This window comes from Pedobacter sp. SAFR-022, assembly GCF_051965375.1.
GTDB lineage: Bacteria > Bacteroidota > Bacteroidia > Sphingobacteriales > Sphingobacteriaceae > Pedobacter.
The window spans coordinates 85,086-105,635 of the sequence record NZ_JBQCME010000003.1 but is presented as its reverse complement, the minus strand read 5'-3'; the positions used below and the strand labels follow the sequence as shown (position 1 = coordinate 105,635).

19 protein-coding genes are annotated in these 20,550 nt (G+C 43.4%); 9 read left to right on the top strand and 10 right to left on the bottom strand.

All coding sequences use genetic code 11. The annotated features are described in order from the left end of the window. Window positions 1-20 precede the first annotated feature (20 nt). The 4 genes from ACTHQF_RS08790 to ACTHQF_RS08775 are packed head-to-tail and all read right to left on the bottom strand — an operon-like array spanning window position 21 to window position 3,266. Window positions 21-1,295: an aspartate kinase gene (locus ACTHQF_RS08790; protein WP_440429746.1), complete on the bottom strand. Its 1,275-nt coding sequence runs from the start codon at window positions 1,293-1,295 to the stop codon at window positions 21-23. Beyond that, the gene (locus ACTHQF_RS08785) at window positions 1,282-2,118 is read right to left on the bottom strand and encodes a DUF3298 domain-containing protein (RefSeq protein WP_440429744.1); all 837 of its coding nucleotides are present in this window, start codon (window positions 2,116-2,118) and stop codon (window positions 1,282-1,284) included. Before ACTHQF_RS08785 ends, ACTHQF_RS08790 begins: the two co-directional genes overlap by 14 nt. Window positions 2,119-2,127: 9 nt before the next feature. After that, window positions 2,128-2,586, bottom strand: a complete 459-nt coding sequence (locus ACTHQF_RS08780) for an N-acetyltransferase family protein (RefSeq protein ID WP_440429743.1) — start codon at window positions 2,584-2,586, stop codon at window positions 2,128-2,130. Then, window positions 2,586-3,266 carry a YggS family pyridoxal phosphate-dependent enzyme gene (locus ACTHQF_RS08775; RefSeq protein WP_440429741.1) on the bottom strand — a complete coding sequence of 227 codons (681 nt, stop codon included), beginning with the start codon at window positions 3,264-3,266 and terminating at the stop codon, window positions 2,586-2,588. The genes ACTHQF_RS08780 and ACTHQF_RS08775 overlap by 1 nt, the downstream gene beginning before the upstream one ends. Window positions 3,267-3,336: 70 nt before the next feature. Between ACTHQF_RS08775 and ACTHQF_RS08770 the strand changes: the two genes are divergently transcribed. Genes ACTHQF_RS08770 through ACTHQF_RS08755 form a run of 4 tightly spaced genes read left to right on the top strand, consistent with a single transcriptional unit; the run spans window position 3,337 to window position 7,464 of the window. Next, window positions 3,337-3,699, top strand: coding sequence for a DUF4296 domain-containing protein (locus ACTHQF_RS08770; RefSeq protein ID WP_440429740.1), 363 nt, complete (start codon window positions 3,337-3,339; stop codon window positions 3,697-3,699). Next, window positions 3,696-6,068 carry an endonuclease MutS2 gene (locus ACTHQF_RS08765; protein ID WP_440429739.1) on the top strand — a complete coding sequence of 791 codons (2,373 nt, stop codon included), beginning with the start codon at window positions 3,696-3,698 and terminating at the stop codon, window positions 6,066-6,068. The genes ACTHQF_RS08770 and ACTHQF_RS08765 overlap by 4 nt, the downstream gene beginning before the upstream one ends. Before the next feature lie 20 nt (window positions 6,069-6,088). Then, a complete protein-coding gene (locus ACTHQF_RS08760; protein WP_440429738.1) occupies window positions 6,089-6,793 on the top strand; it encodes a CoA transferase subunit A in 705 nt (234 codons plus the stop codon). Window positions 6,794-6,804: 11 nt separating this feature from the next. Then, entirely contained in the window at window positions 6,805-7,464 is a 660-nt protein-coding gene (locus ACTHQF_RS08755; protein WP_440429737.1) for a CoA transferase subunit B, read from the top strand. On the opposite strand, the gene ACTHQF_RS08750 is transcribed toward ACTHQF_RS08755, so the two are convergent. Beyond that, window positions 7,461-8,111, bottom strand: a complete 651-nt coding sequence (locus ACTHQF_RS08750) for a uridine kinase family protein (protein WP_440429736.1) — start codon at window positions 8,109-8,111, stop codon at window positions 7,461-7,463. The two genes, ACTHQF_RS08755 and ACTHQF_RS08750, sit on opposite strands and share 4 nt — an antisense overlap. Continuing rightward, window positions 8,101-9,282 carry a LysM peptidoglycan-binding domain-containing protein gene (locus tag ACTHQF_RS08745; protein ID WP_440429735.1) on the bottom strand — a complete coding sequence of 394 codons (1,182 nt, stop codon included), beginning with the start codon at window positions 9,280-9,282 and terminating at the stop codon, window positions 8,101-8,103. Before ACTHQF_RS08745 ends, ACTHQF_RS08750 begins: the two co-directional genes overlap by 11 nt. A 174-nt stretch (window positions 9,283-9,456) precedes the next feature. Here ACTHQF_RS08745 and ACTHQF_RS08740 point away from each other — a divergent pair, with 174 nt between their 5' ends. Further along, window positions 9,457-9,936 carry a Dps family protein gene (locus tag ACTHQF_RS08740; RefSeq protein ID WP_440429734.1) on the top strand — a complete coding sequence of 160 codons (480 nt, stop codon included), beginning with the start codon at window positions 9,457-9,459 and terminating at the stop codon, window positions 9,934-9,936. 90 nt (window positions 9,937-10,026) lie between these two features. Next, a complete protein-coding gene (locus ACTHQF_RS08735; RefSeq protein ID WP_440429733.1) occupies window positions 10,027-11,853 on the top strand; it encodes a UbiD family decarboxylase in 1,827 nt (608 codons plus the stop codon). A gap of 93 nt (window positions 11,854-11,946) precedes the next feature. Here ACTHQF_RS08735 and ACTHQF_RS08730 read toward each other — a convergent pair whose 3' ends face one another. After that, window positions 11,947-13,476 (bottom strand): OmpP1/FadL family transporter, encoded by a 1,530-nt coding sequence (locus ACTHQF_RS08730; RefSeq protein WP_440429732.1) that lies wholly within the window; start codon window positions 13,474-13,476, stop codon window positions 11,947-11,949. Window positions 13,477-13,493: 17 nt separating this feature from the next. Next, window positions 13,494-14,444, bottom strand: coding sequence for a hypothetical protein (locus ACTHQF_RS08725; RefSeq protein ID WP_440429731.1), 951 nt, complete (start codon window positions 14,442-14,444; stop codon window positions 13,494-13,496). Between the two features lie 109 nt (window positions 14,445-14,553). Here ACTHQF_RS08725 and proS point away from each other — a divergent pair, with 109 nt between their 5' ends. From proS to ACTHQF_RS08710, 3 genes are read left to right on the top strand one after another with little or no spacing between them, the layout of a single operon-like run. Next, on the top strand, window positions 14,554-16,026 hold the full coding sequence (gene proS / locus ACTHQF_RS08720) for a proline--tRNA ligase (RefSeq protein ID WP_440429729.1): 1,473 nt from the start codon (window positions 14,554-14,556) through the stop codon (window positions 16,024-16,026). Window positions 16,027-16,071: 45 nt separating this feature from the next. Then, entirely contained in the window at window positions 16,072-17,211 is a 1,140-nt protein-coding gene (locus ACTHQF_RS08715) for a cystathionine gamma-synthase (RefSeq protein ID WP_440430182.1), read from the top strand. Window positions 17,212-17,216: 5 nt separating this feature from the next. Continuing rightward, window positions 17,217-17,996, top strand: a complete 780-nt coding sequence (locus ACTHQF_RS08710) for a TIGR02757 family protein (RefSeq protein ID WP_440429728.1) — start codon at window positions 17,217-17,219, stop codon at window positions 17,994-17,996. Here the strand turns inward: ACTHQF_RS08710 and ACTHQF_RS08705 are convergent. Together ACTHQF_RS08705 and ACTHQF_RS08700 are read right to left on the bottom strand one after the other, a co-directional pair. Next, window positions 17,993-18,721, bottom strand: coding sequence for a polyprenol monophosphomannose synthase (locus ACTHQF_RS08705; protein ID WP_440429726.1), 729 nt, complete (start codon window positions 18,719-18,721; stop codon window positions 17,993-17,995). The genes ACTHQF_RS08710 and ACTHQF_RS08705 overlap by 4 nt on opposite strands. A gap of 104 nt (window positions 18,722-18,825) precedes the next feature. Then, on the bottom strand, window positions 18,826-20,526 hold the full coding sequence (locus tag ACTHQF_RS08700; RefSeq protein ID WP_440429724.1) for a peptide MFS transporter: 1,701 nt from the start codon (window positions 20,524-20,526) through the stop codon (window positions 18,826-18,828). Window positions 20,527-20,550 lie beyond the last annotated feature (24 nt).

Genomic DNA, 20,550 nt, shown 5'->3' with positions numbered 1-20,550 from the left:
TGACTTCTGTAAATCTGCTTTTATTCGGTACTGGGCTTGTTTTTCATCAATAACTGACAGGTATGCCTGCTTTTAATTTCCAGGAGAATGTCCTTATTGAGCGTGACCCTATCGATGGTACTTTGGTTGTAGTATCTGATCGTTACAAGCTCCACGCCGGTATTGTACTTAATGTGATACTTATTGGAAAGTTCAGCGATGAGTTTCGTGATCTCGTTTTCTTCATAGTCGGCACTGATTGAAAAGCTCACTGCTGAATTGTGCATGGTATTCACTTTTACTTTGTAGCCGTGGAAGATTTGAAAAATGTCACTCAGGTTTTCTTCGATGATAAAAGATAAATCCTTGGGCATTATTGAGATCAGTACCTGGTTAACCTTAAAAATGAATGATGGAATATTAACCGGAGCAGCCACACTGCTGATCTTGGTTCCTGGCTCTCCAGGATCTTTGAACGATCGTACGAACAATGGAATGTTATGGTTTTGAAGTGGCTTGATCGTTTTCGGATGGATCACTGTAGCCCCGTAATAGGTTAACTCTATGGCATCATGATAAGACAATTCCGGTATTTTTTCTGTTCGCTCAAACCACTTTGGATCTGCATTTAAAACGCCAGGGACGTCTTTCCATATTGTTAAGGCAGTTGCATCTAAACATGCACTAAAGATCGCTGCAGAATAATCCGATCCCTCTCTTCCAAGGGTGGTCGTAAAGTTTTCGCTGGTCCCGCCAATAAATCCCTGAGTAATCACGTATCCCTTGTTTAATATGGCGGGTAAGGTTCTCTTCATCTCCAGCTCGGTTTTATGCCAGTCCACATTAGCTTCCCGGTAATTGTTGTCTGTCTTGATGTAATTCCTTGCATCCACCCAGGTGGACATGCAGCCGACTTCGTTTAAATAGGCTGCCATGATTTTACTGGAAACCACTTCGCCTATAGAGACGATCTGATCGTAAATGTAGTCGGGCGTGTCTGCAGGTTCATCTTCTAAAAGCCACTCAACTTCTACAAAAGCATTGCTAACCTCATCAAATATCCGATGGTTGCCCGCACCAAAAAGATCCTGAAGTATTGTAAAATGATCTTGTTTAATGTCTTCCAGTAAGTCATTTACATTTGCTTGTAAATTCAAGTAAGCATTTGTGAGGGCAACCAACTTATTTGTCGTCTGGCCAATGGCGGAAATGACAATCAGAAGTTGATCTTCTTCGACGCCTTTCAGAATTTCGCTAACGTTTCTTATCGCATCTGCGTTTTTGATTGAGGCACCACCAAATTTATATACCTGCATTATTGTTAAGTCTGTAAATGATTGAATTCGGTTTGATTAAGTCTTTGATTGCTGTGTAGGGGATCACTAGTTTTGTTGTGCCTGCTACATACGGCTTGATTTCATATGGGTTATAGAGGAACTCAATGCCGCTGTTTGTTAAGGTGAAGTTTGCGTTCAGGTGAAATACATCTTTATCAAAAAAGTATGCATCGGCGAGGCTCTGTGTTGGTGTCAATCCTTCGTTTTTTCGGAAGATCTGCTCAGCCACAGCTTCTAGTTTGGAGAAAGTATTTGGCTGTAATATAGAATCCAAGGTTAGTACCGCCTTGGCCTGTCGATCGTAGTTCAGGTAGTTAAAGCTCGAGTTTGGATGTGCCCCGCCCATATAATCGGCCTGGGTGAATTTTAGTGCGAGTAGCGCCTGATTTTGTAAGATCACATCCACATTAACATCGAGAAACCAGGTTTGAATATTATCTTCATTATAGCTTAGATAATCATCAAAACCCCTAACGAAATTGTTAGCAACCTCCTGGTAAGTTTTGAAGGTCCTATCAGGCGTAGAAGCATTGCGACATACCCGGTCTTCAACAAGCTTGTTTAAGTCGGCTTCCTGAAATTTTGGAAACGTTATTACAGCTTTAGTGGTATCGGAAAATCGCTCCTCACCAGAGACTACATGTTTACTGACAACTTTAACCGAGTCATAGCTATATTTCAGCGAATCTGCAGCAGATGCACTATTAGCATTCGCAGCGGAATCTAAGTTTCTTTTATCCTTATTCTCGCTCTGGCATGCAAGCATACCCAGGCAGATAAGCCCGATTGCTAATTTCCTCATGGCATTTGTTTATAATTGTTCCTTGGCGAAAGAAGCATTCAACCAGCCTGCTTCCAGATTTGCCTGATATTTATTGTAGAAATTTATTGCTGGAGCATTCCAGTCGAGTACCTGCCAGGACATTCCATTGTAGCCCTTATCTTTTGCTTCCTGCATTACACGTTCAAATAAGATTTTTCCAATTCCTTTGCCGCGCTCGTCCTCAGTAACAATAAAATCTTCGAGATACAATCTGCAGCCCTTCCAGGTAGAGTAGCGGATATAGAATAAGGCAAAGCCGAGAATTTTGCCGTCCCGTTCGGCGACGAACGCCTTCCAGACCGGATTTGCTCCAAACCCTGCAGTCACAAACTCCTCTAATGTTACAGTGACTTCCTGCGGTGCTTTTTCATACAAAGCGAGTTCGTGAATAAGTTCTAGTAATCGCTCGCAATCTGCTTCGACAGCATACCTGATGTTAATATCCATTAATCGTTTTTCGTTTTTCTTTTACCAAAAATACTGCTGCCAATTCTTACCATGGTGCTGCCTTCTTCGACAGCAATTTTGTAGTCGGACGACATACCCATGGAAAGTTCTTTGAACGAATCTTCTTTTCTAAAGTAAGAAAGTTTAACCCCGTCAAACAGAACTTTCAATTCTTCAAACTCATCCCGAATCTGCTTCTCTGTGTCGGTGTTACTGGCGATGCCCATTAAGCCGATGATGCGCACATTCTTCATTTCCTGGAACTCATCGGATCTAAGTAATTCAATGACTTCGTCAAAGCCGAGACCGAATTTCGTATCCTCATCAGCAATGTAAACCTGCAAAAGGCAGTCAATGATCCGCTTATTTTTTAGCGCTTGTTTGTTGATCTCCTGAAGCAACTTCATGCTATCTACAGACTCAATAACTGAGATAAATGGGGCGATGTATTTTACTTTATTCGTTTGCAGATGTCCTATCAGGTGCCATTCAATATCTTTCGGCAGCACTGCTTGTTTTTCGACAAGTTCTTGCACGATATTTTCCCCGAAAACCCGTTGTCCGGCGTTGTAGGCTTCAAGTACCGCATCAGCATCCTGAAATTTAGATACGGCAACAAGCTGTACGGCGCTGGCATCAAGTTCTTTTTTATATTTTAATAAGTTATTCGCTATGCTCATTAATCAGTATTTTTGGTAAAATTAACAACCTTAGTCTACAATGGCTAAGAAAACGTAATGTTTTAACTAAATGAGGAAACTTCTCTCGCTAATTTTTATCAGTTTATCTTTAATCTGTTGCAAATCTAAAGAGATCCCAAAGGAGATCATTCCGCCAAAGCAGATGGAAAAAATCCTGTATGATATCCACGTGGTTGATGCCTATGTCACGACCATTGGTGATGCAGATTCCGCAAAGAAGGTCTCTTCTGCATTCTACAGAGGCATATATAAGAAGTTCAAAACAGACTCCGTTCAATATAATAAAAGCATGGATTATTATTACAACCATCCTGCGCTACTAACGGAAATGTATGAGAAGATTAAAACAGATCTTGAGAAAACAAAACAAAAGCAAGACACAGTTTCCGTTAAACCGGTAGCCGCTATATGATATACCCCGAAAGTTGTTTAGAAAGACTTGGATTTGATGAAGTCAAACAACGCATAACCCAATACTGCCTGAGTCCAATGGGCCGGCAATTGGTCAGCAAAATGCAGGTCATGACAAAGTATGACCAGATCAATAAATTTTTACGACAAACCAAAGAATTTAAAAGTATCCTCGAAAATCAGGAGCCACTTCAGATCAGCGCGTTCTATGATCTGAAATACCTTGCAGACAAGATCCGTGCGGAAGGAAGTTACCTAGTGGAAGAAGAACTCTTCCAGATGTATATCTCGCTGCAGACGGTATTCACGGTAATTCGCTTTTTCGAAGATCGGCAAGAGACATATCCCAACCTGGAGGCGCTGTTTGAGCATCTTCCGATGGAAAAAAACATCCTTAAGAAGATCGAAACAGTTTTAGATCCAAAAGGTAAGATCAAACCAAATGCATCGCCTGCCTTACTGGAGATCATCGGAGATATTGCGAAAGGTGAGCAGGAGGTTCGTAAACGGATGGATTCCATTTACAAGATGGCTGTAAGCCGTAACTGGGTCGCTGATGGAAGCTTAACGATACGTGACGGGCGGATGTGTATCCCTCTTCTCGCGGAGAATAAGCGTAAACTAAAAGGATTCATCCATGATGAGTCTGCCAGCGGACAGACGGTTTACATGGAGCCTGAAGAAGTCTTTACACTCAATAACAAACTTCGCGACCTTGAGTTTGATAAGCGAAGAGAGGTTATACGTATTCTCATCGCACTCACTACAGATTTAAGGCCATACACGGCATTACTCTTATCTTACCATGGCTTTCTCACCAAACTCGATTTTGTGCGTGCAAAAGCTCTATTTGCCATTGAAGTAGAAGCAGATATGCCAGTGTTGCTCAAAGAAGCCAAGACGAAGCTGATCAATGCCTGCCATCCTTTACTGCTGCTATCCTTCCGGGAAGAGCAGAGAACTGTTGTCCCTTTGAACATTCATCTGGATGAACGCCTGCGGATTTTGTTGGTCTCTGGACCAAATGCCGGAGGAAAGTCTGTTTGCATGAAAACTGTAGGTTTACTTCAGATCATGATTCAATCAGGGCTGCTTATCCCGGTAGATGAGGCTTCGGAGGTCGGAATCTTCGACCAGATCTTCGCCGATATCGGTGATGACCAGTCGATTGAGAGCGATTTAAGTACCTATAGTGCCCATCTTACCAAGATGCGTTACTTCGTGGCTCATGCCACACCCAAATCACTGATGCTTATCGATGAGTTTGGTACAGGGACCGATCCGCAGTTTGGAGGTCCAATGGCCGAAGCGGTTTTAGAGGTTTTAAATAATAAGAAAGTCCGAGGGGTAATTACGACGCACTATTCCAATCTGAAACTGTTTGCTGGTGATACTGAAGGCTTGGAAAATGCTTCCATGCTGTTCGATAACACCAAGATGCGTCCTTTGTACGTGCTAGAAATCGGAAAGCCTGGAAGTTCATATGCTTTCGAGATTGCACAAAATATAGGCCTGCAGAAAGAAGTTCTAGAGCTTGCCAGAAAGAAGACAGGAACCAATCAAAACCGGATCGACAGCCTTCTTGTAGATCTGGAGCGCGAGAAAAAGGAGATTTACGATAAAAAAGTGCAGCTTGCAAATCAACAGAATAAAGCAAAGAATCTTGCAGCTGAGAACGAGAAGCTGAAGCAGTACCTGGAAGAGAATAAAAAGGTGCTAATTAAAGAAGCGAAGCTTGAAGCACAACGGATAATCAAGGATGCCAATAAGCTCGTGGAGAACACCATTTCTCAAATCAAGGAGAAGCAGGCAGATAAGACCGTTACCAAGCAGTTGCGCCAGAACCTTCAGAAAGAACTGCTGAACCATCAGGTAAAAGAAGACAAAAAGCCAGAACCTGTTGTGGTGAGTAACACGCCAATAGTGGTCGGCGACTGGGTCCAGTTACGTAATACAGAAACCACCGGGCAAGTGCTTGAAATCAATCGGGGTAATCTGGTTCTTGCCATTGGTGATCTTCGCTCGGTAGTCAAAAAAGATCGCGTAGAGAAGATCAGTAACAAGCAGGCTAAGAAAGTTGTGCAAAGTAATTCCTTCTCAGGGCGGATTTCCGATGCAATCACCAACTTTAACGCTGAGCTTGATCTCAGAGGAATGCGCGGAGAAGATGCAATCTATGAGGTTGAAAAGTACCTTGACAAAGCGATCATGCTGGGCTTTCCGTACGTAAAAATCATACATGGCAAGGGTGATGGCATATTGAGAAAGCTGATCCGTGAATATGTTAGAAAATACAGCCAGGTAAACCGGGTGGAAGATGAACATCAGGACCGTGGGGGAGATGGCATCTCTTATGTATATTTTAATTAAATTAGCCGCAAACCAAATATATGATCAACAAAGTAGTGTCGGGTGCTGATGAAGCAATCCATGATTTAAAAGACGGGCAGACCTTAATGCTTGGTGGCTTTGGTCTTTGCGGCATTCCGGAAAATTGCATAAATGCTTTAGTAAAAAAAGGAATAAGGGACCTTACCTGTATTTCAAACAATGCAGGTGTAGATGATTTCGGAATTGGGCTGCTACTCAAGCAGCGTCAGGTTAAAAAAATGATTTCCTCTTATGTAGGTGAAAATGCGGAGTTCGAGCGGCAGTTGCTTAGAGCTGAACTTGAGGTGGAATTGATTCCTCAGGGTACTTTAGCCACTCGCTGTCTTGCGGCAGGCTACGGTATGCCGGCAATATTCACCCCGGCAGGGGTTGGCACTGAGGTCGCTGAAGGAAAAGAAACAAGAACTTTTAATGGCAAAGAATATCTGATGGAATATGCTTTTGAAGCGGACTTTGCCTTGGTAAAAGCCTGGAAAGGGGATACTGCAGGTAACCTGATTTATAAGTCCACTGCCCGGAACTTCAATCCTGTTATGGCCACCGCAGGTAAGGTCACTATTGCTGAAGTGGAAATCCTCGTAGAGGCGGGTGAGCTTGATCCTGATCAAATCCATACGCCAGGAGTGTACGTACACCGGATCTTCCAAGGCGAGAACTATGAGAAACGCATTGAGCAGAGAACCGTTAGATCCAAGAACCCATAAACGCACAGAACATGTTAGATAAGAACGGTATTGCAAAAAGAATTGCAAAAGAGTTAAAAGACGGTTTTTACGTAAACCTGGGTATTGGAATTCCAACTTTGGTTGCCAATTATATCCCTGAAAATATCAACGTTGTGCTACAATCAGAGAACGGCTTACTGGGGATGGGGCCCTTCCCTTTTGAAGGCGAGGAGGATCCTGACCTTATAAATGCAGGTAAACAGACCATTACAACATTACCTGGAAGCTCGATCTTTGATTCTGCGCTAAGTTTTGGTATGATCAGGAGCCAGAAAATAGACCTGACAATTCTCGGCGCCATGGAGGTTTCCGAGCACGGCGATATCGCGAACTGGAAAATTCCCGGAAAGATGGTAAAAGGAATGGGGGGAGCGATGGATCTTGTGGCTTCTGCAAAAAACATCATTGTTGCTATGCAACATGTAAATAAAGCTGGTGAAAGTAAGCTATTGCCAAAATGTACCTTACCCTTAACAGGCGTAAACTGCATTAAGAAAGTGGTTACAGAACTTGCCGTGCTCGATATACTACCTGAAGGAGGTTTCCATTTGCTGGAAAGAGCGCCCGGTGTAAGCATAGAATATATCAAACAATCCACTGCCGGCCGCCTGATCGCGCCGGAAAACACACCTGAAATGCGCCTTGATTAAGCGTCTTCCCGGACTTCAAGAAGATGCTTTAACTCATCAGAAATCTGTTGAGAAGCGGTTATGATATCATCTGCCACATGCTTATTATTCATGATAATCTTGTGGCAGCTGTTTTTATAAGGCAGCAAAAACTGTTTATAAGCAGGTAGAACATGATTAACCCATTGGTACATCACCATATCTCGTGTGTACCCACGCTCAATTTCATCTCTCGAAATCCGCCGGTTTAATGTCACCTCTTCATCGGCATCCATAAAGATCTTCATGTCAAACAATTCTGCAATTTCCCTGAAGTGAAACACAAACAAACCTTCAACAATAATGATCGGCGCTGAGGCAATATTCAAAAGTTTGGCATTTTCCTCATTAACATTGAACGTATATTCTTTTTTCTCGATCGATTCCCCGGCAATAAGTTTTTTTAGATCATGCAGTAAACGCTGATCATCTATCCCTTCGGGTAAGTCAAAGTTTATCCAGCCATTTTCATCGATCTTCTGTTCTGCTTTAGGTCGGTAATAATCATCTTGTGATATTAAACTAACCTCCTCCGGTTTAAAATGGTGTAAAAAACATTTAAGAAAGAACGTTTTACCTGAACCACTACCACCTGCTACGCCTATAATAAAAGGCTTCTTACTGCTCATTATCTTGTCCGCTGTACGTTATGTTGCAAAAAAATCTCTTGTCAATTGCACCTATAGAATCTGCAACCGCTTTGGTCATCACCAGGATTACATCTCTTGTAGACTCATTTTCGGTATATTTTCCGACAACTTTCGCAAAAGCCGATCTGTTTGTCATCGGATTAGTAATTTTAACGATGGTGCCCACTGGAGCAGTACGATGCAGCACAAGCATTTTAACAGGATCCAGATCTTGATCCGTGATCCAGATGGCAGTACCTTTTTCATCAACTTGATTTAGACCATACCTGCTAGCATCACCTCTCAAAGAGGGATCTTTGATTGTTGCATCATCAAGGCTATCAGCTACAGGTTGATTTTTCGGCGGATACTGTCCGCTGATTAATAGTTTCTGCCCAACACGTAAAGAGCTATTTGGTAAATTATTTTTCGCTTTCAGCTGATCAACGGTCATGTGGTAGGTCGTAGCAATGGAATACATTGTCTCATTAGACGCTACTGTATGTTCGATGAATTTTTCGTCAGCCCCAGGTTTTTGCGTTGTACTATCTACAGACTTCGGTGCAGGTTTGGCAGCGTTGTTTGATCCTGGAGGAAGAATTGGCTTCGGTTGTTCCATTGGCTTACCCGGATAGCTGCTTGTAGCTGAAGGTGTTGAAACTGCTGTGGTAGTTGAAGACTCAGGTTGTGTGTTGACGCCTGTTGATGGAACTTTCAGCACCTGACCAATTCTTAGGTTTATAGTCCTTAGCTCGTTAATTCGCTTAAGTTCATTCACCGTTGTACCATGTGTTCGTGCAATGTTGTTTAGGTTGTCTTTAGGCTTAACTTCATACTCGATGAAAGCAGGTTCAGTTGTATTAGCAGCACCCGTAGCCTTGTTGATTGCACTGCCTGATGTAGATTGGTTTTCGAAGGGGATTTTGGTCGGAACCTTTATTAAAACACCTACCTGAAGGTACTTGTTCTCATTAAAGGTCATGATCTCTTTTGGCGATACATTGTATCTTCTTCCAATAGAGTAGTAGGTGTCATTTTTTACGATCTGGTGGATGATCACCTTGCTGCCATTCAGATTTTCTACACCAATAGAGTCAACAACAGCATTAGCTTTTATATTGGCCAGAAACATTAAATTAGCAGCCAATAGAACAGTAATATATTTATACATTAATATTTTTATAAGTTAATCGAATGAGAAAATCTTAGTTGATCCTTATTCCGAATAGTAAACGAGGAAATTACCGCTCTATTGTATCAAATTGCCTCTGATGGAAACCATTTGAATGGAGCTTTGTTATAATTACCTGTTTCAATAATATTACAAATTAAAAAATAATAAACCATGGACGCAAAAGAAATAAGCTTAGACGAGCAAGAAGTTAAGCCAGTTGTTGATCTTTTAAATGACTATCTAGCTAACTATCACATACATTACCAGAAATTACGTGGATGTCATTGGAATATCAAAGGTCAGAACTTTTTTACTTTACATGTCAAATTTGAAGAGTTATATACCGAAGCTCAGACGACTATAGATGAAATTGCGGAACGTGTATTAACCTTGGGTAAGCCACCACACAGTCGTTTTGCTGATTACATTAATGAATCCCGCATTAAAGAAATTGACACCATCGGCATGCAGGATATGGCTATGATCGACGCAATTTTAGATGATATGGCACAGCTGATCGAGATGGAACGTGAACTTCTGGAGGAAACGGAACAAGCCGGAGATGAAGGCACAAATGATATGGTCAACCGCTTCATGCAGTTCAAAGAGAAAAACACCTGGATGCTTAGATCCTTTGCAAACAAAAAATAATAACACCTTAACAAAAAAAGCCACGCCCCCAAGCGTGGCTTTTTTTTGTTAGTGATTTTTCTAAATAATTAGTTTATACCTTTGATCCTGATGGGATATTCGAGTTTAGCAGCATGCGTTGAAGATTTAGAAAAGCACGGTCATTTGATTCGTATCAAGGAACAGGTGGACCCTTACCTTGAAATGGCCTCTATACATTTACGGGTATATGAGGAACAAGGCCCGGCAATCTTGTTTGAAAATATAAAGGGATCCAAGTTTCCTGCGGTTTCCAACCTTTTTGGGACCCTGGAGCGATCCAAGTTCATGTTCCGCGACAGTCTCAAGAATGTGGAGCAATTGGTAGCCTTGCGAACGGACCCAATTAAAGCTGTCAAGAACCCAATCAAAACGGCAGGGGCGGGGCTTACGGCCTTATCTGCATTGCCGATGAAACAAAGCTTGTTTAAGTCTACCTTTAAAAAAACAACCATCTCGGCCCTACCCCAGATCGTCAATTGGCCCATGGATGGCGGTCCTTTCATTACCATGCCACAGGTCTACACTGAAGATATTGAAAGACCGGGTATCCTCAATGCTAATCTCGGTATGTATCGCATTCAACTTGCTGGTAATGAATACCTGCCGGATCAGGAAATCGGATTGCACTACCAAATCCACAGGGGTATAGGCGTGCACCAATCCAAGGCAAATGCCGCCGGAAAGCCATTGAAGGTCAGTATTTTTGTCGGAGGACCACCTTCACATCCTTTAGCCGCTGTTATGCCCCTGCCAGAAGGTCTCTCTGAGATGACATTTGCAGGTGCATTAGGAAACAGGCGTTTCCGGTATTTCTATGATGAAGAAGGCTTCTGCATCTCTGCCGATGCAGATTTTGTTATCACTGGAACAGTTTACCCCAACGATAACAAGCCTGAAGGACCCTTCGGTGACCACCTGGGATACTACAGCCTCACACATCCTTTCCCAGTAATGAAGGTACATAATGTTTACCATCGTGAAAACGCGATCTGGTCTTTCACTGTGGTTGGGCGACCACCGCAGGAAGATACCAGTTTCGGGGCGCTCATACATGAAATCACAGGATCCGCACTGCCGAAAGAGATCCATGGCCTGAAAGAGGTGAATGCCGTTGACGCAGCAGGTGTACACCCGCTACTTTTTGCCATCGGAAGTGAACGCTATACACCATACTTGAAGGAGCGAAGACCACAAGAAATCCTTACGATTTCAAACCACATCCTCGGTAAAAACCAACTTAGCCTGGCTAAATACCTATTCATCGCAGCCAGGGAAGATGATGAAAAGTTGACCACACACGATCTTCAGCATTTCCTGATGCATGTACTCTCAAGAATAGATTTCACACGTGATCTGCACTTCCATACCCAGACCACAATTGATACGCTTGATTATACAGGAACCGGATTGAATTCAGGATCTAAAGTCGTGTTTGCAGCGGCTGGCGCGGTAAAAAGAACATTATCCAATCAGTTACCGTCAGGACTCAGCCTGCCAGTTACCTATAAAAACCCACGAATTGCTATGCCTGGGGTAATCACCTTAGAGATGGATGCATTCAGTACCGCTGAACAGGCGGAGCGCGATATACAGCTGCTGGACGGAGCGGTCAAAGGGCTGGATCTTAGCGGTACGGCCATGATTGTGCTTTGCGATGACAGTGCCTTCACAGCGATGAACATCAACAACCTGGTATGGGTTACCTTTACCCGGAGTAATCCGGCAGCTGATATATATGGTATCCGGAGCAGCACCAATCATAAGCATTGGGGTTGCGAGGGGCCCGTTATTATTGATGCCCGAAAAAAGCCACACCATGCACCGGAACTTATTAAAGATCCTGCAGTTGAGGAAAACACAATCAGGATATTGCGTACACTGCAGTTTAACAAATAGAGCTCAAAAGACTTTTAAGTTCAATAAGCCATATACAAAAAAGGTCCTGTGCATTTGCACAGGACCTTTTTTGTATAAATAACATTCGTAAGTCTAAAACCGAACTCCAAAGGTCAAAAATACATTATTCTTCGCAAGCTTTACGTCTGCGGTTGGTGCTGGACCAACTGGGTTATCATTCGCAAGTGTGTAAGGACTAAATATATTGTTGGTCTCTACACGTTGGTAAGCCACGTCGAAATAATAGTTATGATAACGGTAACCTAAACCTCCGCTATAGAATTTGGTGTCATAAAAATTGTCGTCATCATTCTTATATGGAGATCCGTTTAAGCCGAAACCAGCTCTCAAAGCAAGTTGACCTAACTTATATTCTCCACCTACACGATAGTTAATCGCATTAGTATAAGTAGATTGAACCTCAGCGTTGTTATCTGCAATCATCATATTGCTCGCATAGTTGTCTGAGTTACTAAACTTCATGCTGGCATAATCAACGTAATCGATGTCTGCCGAGATCAAAGCGTTATTGCCCAGAACTAAACTTGCACCCAATGAACCTTTGTAAGGCGTCCTCAGGTTATATTCCGCAGGATAGTTTGTCGGATTATTGGTGTAACGAGTTGATGTTCCATTGCCAGTATAATCTGTGTTGAGCACTTCAGAGAAGTTATCCTGAATATGCAACCAGGTTGGCGTTTGGAAAGTGGCACCGATCCTCAATTGATTTGTAGGCTTGAAAATTAAACCCAAACGGCCGTTTACACCAGATCCATCAGTAACCTGATTTATTCGGTAAGATAAAAGGTAGTCTTTTCCAACTTCTTTGTTATTTGGGTCAGTCGATATGTTCTGTCCTGATTCCAGGTATTCGAAGTTCCTGTCATAACGTACATTAACCAGGCCGATCGAAGCACCTAAGTAAAGCTGATTGGAGATGTTTAAACCTGCAGCGATATTCAACTCCGAGGTCGAACCTGTTCTATTGTCATAATTCCGCTGAAAGTTCTCCTGACTGGTTGCTGGCTGATATTGCGTCGCATTACCAGCAATGGCATCGATCAGGTAGTTATCGTAAGCCATAGCTTCCAATGAACCCGATTGGAAATCTTCCTGAACAACGCCAGCACCATTCGCCAACTCTGAATAATAATCAGCGATAGAGTTGTTGTTATTCTGACCCTCATACCTATAGTTTGAACTGAAGTCATTGTTTCTGTTGTAACCAATACCCCAGACAATACTCAGCGCACCTTTGTCGAGTGCCGCACCCTGACGTTTCCGGATCGGGCTAAAGAATACTGCACCAGCCTGATTAAGGTTCAGCTGACTTTTTGATTCGTTTGTAGTTTGACCAAGATAATTCGATTTAGCGCCAGTGTTATTAAATTCCGGTGTGATGCTGAATTCAGATCTGGTAAACATACCTAATCCTGCCGGGTTACCCCCAAGAGAACTCATGTCTCCTCCTAATCCAATCTGAGCACCGCCTAAACCTTTAAATCTTGATGAGCTGCCATAGTTGCCCTGAGAAAATCTCAAGGCATCCTCGGCGTATTGTGCATATAATGTTCCTGTGCCAGCTACTGTAGCTAGTATCAGCGTCGATAAAAATTTCTTCATTTATGAGTTTACGTTAATTAGCCTCGTCCTCCACCTCTTGTTGGTCTGCTGGCACCGCCGCCACCGCCGCCCATGCTACCGCTTGATCTTGAGCCGCCGCTGCTTGGTGCTGGGGTGTAGGTTGGTCTGCTGGATCTATCCGGGGTATAACTCTCTGTTCTGGTAGGTCTTTGATTACCTTCTCTGCCACTGGTTGTTCTTGCTGGTCTACCCACTGCAGCACCTGATCCGCCTGGTCTGGTGCTCAAAGTAGCGCCACGGTTCGGGTTGTAAGTTGCCGGACGGTCACTTCTTCCGCCAAGAACCACACCACCACCTGAACTTCTGGTGCCTCTGGAACCCATACCATTGTTTATCCTGGTTGAGCCGTTGTTATAGTCAATGCCGTTTTCACGACCTCTGCTTGGTCGGCCACCTCTGGTCACATTACCATTGCCAACAAGGTATCCACCGCCATAGTAACCACCGCCTAAGAATCCGCCTCCATAATAGCCGCCGCCCATGTAACCGCCATATGGCCATACACGATATCCCCAGAAAGGTGAATACAAGCCGCCATAGGAATATGGACCCCAGTAATTACCCCAGCCATAGTTTAGGCCAAGGCCGAAAGAAAACCCAGAATAAAATGGTGAATAAAGACCGGCGCCGTAAAAGCCGTCAAAATATGGATCGAAGTATGGGTCATAATACGAGCGGAAAGGACCGCCATAGTAAAACCTGTTTATACGGGAATAGTAATCCATATCATAGTTCGGGTCACTGCTGCCATATTCGTTGCTAGAAATCGAATCCTGATACCTTGCAGCTGCAGAGGGCGCAGGCCGTTCATAGGCTACCGCAGTGGTGGTCGAATTGTAAACATCATCCTGAATGTCTACGCTCTGCGCCATCTTGGGAGTCGAACAGGATGTGACAACCAAGGAAGTCCACGCGAGCAGACCGCTGAATAAATAGATTGGTTTCATATATCTGATTGTTTGTGTGTGTTGAATATTGAATCGTTAATAGCTATAAATTTATAGATTTGTAGCTATTATTACAAGTCATCAAACACAAAAAACGTTCCAAGCAGCTATGAGCAAAGGTATTACAAGCAAAAATGAAGATTATTCTCAGTGGTATAACGACATTGTTATAAAAGCTGATCTGGCTGAGCATTCATCTGTTAAAGGCTGTATGGTTATAAAACCCTATGGCTATTCCATTTGGGAGAAAATGCAGGCGGTTTTAGACCAGAAATTCAAAGATACTGGACACAGCAACGCTTATTTTCCATTATTCATTCCTAAGTCATTTTTCTCCAAAGAAGCTGCTCACGTTGAAGGCTTTGCGACTGAATGTGCTGTTGTGACACATTATCGTCTCAAGAATGACGGAAATGGCAATATTGTCGTAGATGAAACTGCCAAACTGGAAGAAGAATTAATCGTTCGGCCGACCTCTGAAACCATTATATGGAACACCTTCAAAGGTTGGATCCAATCCTACCGCGACTTGCCACTATTGGTTAACCAGTGGGCCAATGTCGTTCGATGGGAGATGAGAACGCGCCTGTTCCTTAGAACAACCGAATTCCTGTGGCAGGAAGGCCATACGGCACATGCAACTTCTCAGGAGGCAGTAGAAGAAACCGAGCGTATGTTGGATGTCTATGCTGATTTCGCCGAAAACTGGATGGCACTTCCGGTTGTACGTGGTAAAAAGACAGCAAACGAACGTTTTGCAGGTGCTTTGGACACTTACTGCATTGAAGCATTGATGCAGGATGGTAAAGCATTGCAGGCTGGAACATCACACTTCCTTGGACAGAATTTCGCTAAAGCATTCGACGTTAAATTCACCAATAAAGAAGGAAAGATCGATCATGTATGGGCTTCTTCCTGGGGGGTATCAACGCGCTTAATTGGAGCATTGATCATGGCACACAGCGATGATGCTGGTTTGGTGCTTCCACCAAAACTTGCACCTATTCAGGTGGTTATCGTTCCTATCTACAAGAGTGATGAAGATCTTAAAAACATTTCCAACTTCGTGGATAAGCTGATGCCAAAGCTAAAAGCAATGGGTATTTCTGTTAAGTACGATGACCGCGATACGCAACGACCAGGCTTCAAGTTCGCTGAATATGAGTTAAAAGGTGTGCCAGTTCGTGTAGCTATTGGTGCTCGTGATATGGAAAACCAAACGGTAGAAATTGCGAGACGGGATACCAGAGAAAAACAAACGGTAACGCAGGAAGGGTTGGAGATCTACATCGCACAACTCCTTAACGAAATTCAAGAGAATATCTATAACAAAGCCGAAACCTTCCGTAACGAACACATCACAGAAGCAAATTCTTATGAAGAATTTAAGGAATTGCTAGATGGCAAAGCAGGGTTTATTGCAGCGCACTGGGATGGAACGCCGGAGACGGAACAAAAAATAAAAGAAGAAACTAAGGCTACAATCAGATGTATCCCGTTAAATAACAAGCAGGAAGATGGCGTTTGCATCTATTCCGGCAAAACCTCTAGCCAGCGTGTGCTGTTTGCAAGAGCATACTAGAACAATACTTGCATCTATAAATTAAATCATGTGATGAAAGAAAATATGAAATTTGCCACTAAAGCCATTCATGCTGGTCAGGAACCTGATCCAACAACCGGTGCGGTGATGACGCCAATTTACCAAACATCTACCTACGCACAGCGAGCACCTGGAGACCATAAAGGGTTTGAATACTCCAGAGGGACCAATCCAACACGCCAGGCGCTAGAGGCCTGCCTTGCTGCACTTGAAAATGCCAAATACGGACTTGCTTTCTCCAGCGGTATGGGTGCCACAGACGCTGTGATGAAATTGCTCCAGCCAGGCGATGAAGTAATTACCGGTAATGACCTGTATGGTGGTTCATACCGGATTTTCACCAAGATCTATATGAAGTATGGTATTAAGTTTCATTTCCTTGATCTTTCCAAGCCTGAAAATATCCAGCCTTACATCAACGACAAGACAAAGCTGGTTTGGATTGAAACCCCGACCAACCCAACGATGCAGATCGTTGATATTGAAGGTATTGCAAACATCACCAAGGCAAACAATATCCTCTTAACGGTAGACAATACATTTGCTTCACCTTACTTGCAGAATCCAATGGATCTGGGTGCCGACATCGTTATGCACTCTGTAACGAAGTATATCGGCGGTCACTCCGATGTAGTGATGGGCGCATTGCTGGTGAATGATGATGAGCTTTACAAAAATCTCTGGTTCATTTACAATGCCTGCGGTGCTACACCAGGTCCACAGGACGCCTTCCTGGTACTTCGTGGTATTAAAACCTTACACCTTCGCATGAAGGCGCATTGCGAAAATGGCGCCCGTATAGCGGCTTACCTGAAACACCATCCTAAGATCGACAAGATCTACTGGCCGGGTTTTGAAGATCATCCTAACCATGATGTCGCAAAGAAACAAATGCGTGATTTCGGCGGTATGGTTTCCATTACCATCAAAGATGCCGACCTCCAGGAAACGTTCCGTATCGCATCCAGGTTTAAAGTCTTTGCATTGGCAGAATCACTCGGTGGCGTGGAGTCACTGGTGAATCACCCTACCAGCATGACCCACGGTTCTATACCAAAGGAAGAACGGGAGAAAGTTGGTGTTACAGATAACCTTTTACGCTTAAGTGTAGGTGTAGAAGATATCGAAGATTTGCTTGCTGACCTTGATCAGGCACTTAGCTAAATACTTTGGAGTTTTTAGAATTACAAACCTTTTTGGATCTAAAGGTGCGGGAGTACAATCAGCCTGGCTTTATCGCCAATGACCCGATTTGCATCCCACATCAATACCATGTTAAGCAAGACATCGAAATTGCCGCATTTTTTGCGGCAATTTTGGCTTGGGGTCAGCGCGAAACGATCATCAATAAATGTAATGAGCTGTTTAACAGAATGGATAACGCGCCATATCAATTTATGCTTCAGCATGAAGATGCCGACCTTAAGCGTTTGCTCGGATTTAAACACCGTACCTTCAATGATACGGACCTGCTTTATTTCGTCGAATTCTTTAAGTTCCATTATAGTCAATCCGACTCCCTTGAAGATGCCTTTTTACCAAATCCAAAAGCACGAAGCGGCTCTTTCGATGGGGAACAGGTGTTGAACCATTTCCGTTCCTATTTCTTCAGTTTGCCGGACTTCCCGCATCGTACCAGGAAACACATTTCTTCGCCAATGCAGAAATCTACCTGTAAGCGGCTGAACATGTTTCTTCGCTGGATGGTTAGGCGTGACAACTGTGGCGTAGACTTTGGCCTCTGGCGCAAAATAAGGCCCGCTGCGCTAGTATGTCCTTGTGATGTACATGTTGACCGGGTAGCCAGAATTTTGGGGCTGATATCTCGAAAACAGACGGATTGGTTAACTGCGGTAGAACTTACGGCCAAATTACGGGAGTTTGATCCTGAGGATCCGGTGAAGTATGATTTCGCTTTGTTTGGTTTGGGTGTAGAGGCTAAATTTTAACGCTTATAATTCCTGAACCAGCTGTTAACTTTCATTTGTATTACCCCTAAGAACGCCTCCCTGAAAATCCTGGTGCTCATTTTGGATACACCTTCGGTACGGTCGGTAAAAATAATAGGCACCTCAACTACTTTAAAGCCATACTGAATGGCGGTGAACTTCATTTCAATCTGAAATGCATAGCCCACAAACTTGATCTTGTCCATTGGGATGGTTTCCAGCACAACTCTGCGGTAGCATTTAAATCCTGCAGTTGCATCCTGGATGTCAATCCTGGTAATCAGTCTTACATACATGGAGGCGAAATAGGACATCAGCACCCGGCTCATCGGCCAGTTCACTACATTGACACCTTTCACATAACGGGAGCCAATTGCAACATCGGCACCATTTACGCAGGCTTCTTTAAGGCGAATCAAATCAAGTGGATTGTGGGAAAAGTCCGCGTCCATCTCAAAGATGTACTCGTATTGCCGGCTCAATGCCCATTTAAATCCGTGAATATAGGCGGTGCCAAGACCCAACTTACCAATTCGCTGCTCTAAGTGCAATAAGCCAGGGAACTCCGCTTGAAGGCTTTGCACAATGGCTGCAGTGCCGTCTGGTGAGCCATCATCAATAATTAGAATTTCAAATCCGGAATTCAGTTCAATTACCTTCCTTATAATTTTCTCAATATTCTCTTTTTCATTATAAGTAGGAATAATTACTAAGCTGTCTCTCACGCGGGGCATTGGTGGTTTAAATGTGTCCTGCAAAACTATTGATTAAAAATTAAAAAACCCGTAGTAAAAACTTACTACGGGTTTGTATTTAGAGGCGAGCCATATTATCTCACGCCATGCATCATTTTTTTAAGGAAACCTGAAATCAGGAACAATACCAATGCTGCAACGCCCGATAGGGTAACAAACACCATAAAGAACTCATATAGGTTGTGGATGGTAAATCCAACAAAAGTAGGGTATACCAGGTCGATTTTCTCATTGGTCATGATCGCAATTTGTTCGGCAGTGGCGGTTACGTTACCATCCAGAATACCTTTCAGGTCGATACCTTTTGAAGCGGCAAATTCGTATTTGTCACCTGTTGGTGGAATCAATGCACCCAAAGTACCTGCAAGTGCATAACCTGCTGCATTACCAATAAACCATACACCCATTAACAATGAGGAGAAACGTTTTGGTGCCAGTTTCGCCACCAGTGATAAGCCGATAGGAGAAAGGCATAATTCCCCAAGGGTATGGAAAAGGTACATGATAAATAACCAGTGTACGGCAAGTTTACCAGTGTCACCAATTTTTGCGATCTGCACCGCAATGATGTAATAACCAACGGCTAGAAGGAATAAACCGATCGCTTGTTTTACCGGGGAAATTGGCTCCAGGTTCCTGGCCTGAAGTTTAAGCCATAACCAGCTGAAAGGAAGTGCGAAAACAACGATAAAGATCGAGTTTGCGTTTTGTACAAAACTTGGAGGTAGTTGGAAGCCGAGGAAGTTTAGATCGGTCTGCTTATCCGCCACGAAGGTTAGCGAAGATCCCGCTTGCTCAAAGGCGGACCAGAAGAAGATCACAAAGAAGGCGATGATGTACATTACAATAATCCTGTCGCGTTCTACCTTCGTTATAGACTTATCAGTAAGAATCAATACGGCAAGACTGATTGCAGCAGCATAGATGAATGGGTATACCCAGCTTTTTATCGGGTTAGGGTCAATCGATAAATAGTGGAAAGAAAAATAAAGTACCACCATCAAAATGACACAGCCCAGCATCGCTGGTTTAGTGAAATTCGCTTTTTCAACCTCTTCACCTGCAGCATTCTTGCTGAAATCTGGTTTAGCACCTACAGGCTTACCGTTAGGGTCTACGACATACTTGTTTTTAAGCATGAAGAACAACAGTGTTCCCAGGAACATGGCCAGACCTGCAGCAAGGAATCCCCACCTAAAAGCTTCTACCACACGGACCTCACCAACTTTAACGTCGCCTAAGAACGGGCAAATTGACATGCCCAGAAAGGCACCAACGTTGATACCCATATAAAAGATCGTAAAGGCGGAGTCCAACCTGTTATCGCCTTTATGGTATAATTGCCCCACCATAGAGGAGATATTCGGTTTGAAGAAACCATTTCCTAGAATGATCGTACCCAGTGCGATCCACATCATGTTTTTGGCAAGTTCAAGATTGGTGTCGTAAGTCGATCCGCTCATGAAAAGCAACAACTGTCCGATACCCATTACCAGACCACCCAGCATAATACAATTCCGGTTACCCAGGAACCTGTCTGCTACAAATCCGCCCAACATTGGCGTCAGATAACAGAGGCCTAAGAAACCACCGTAAATAATTGAGGAGTCTTTATCTGAAAACGCGAGTGCGTTAACCAAGAACAGTGTAAGTAGGGCACGCATTCCATAGAAATTGAAACGCTCCCACATCTCTGTCGTAAATAGCACATACAAGCCCTTCGGGTGTCCCTTTTTGGTGCCTGTGTGGTGTTCAGGTTGTAGAATTTCTTCCATTGTGTGTTTATAAGTAAATAATAT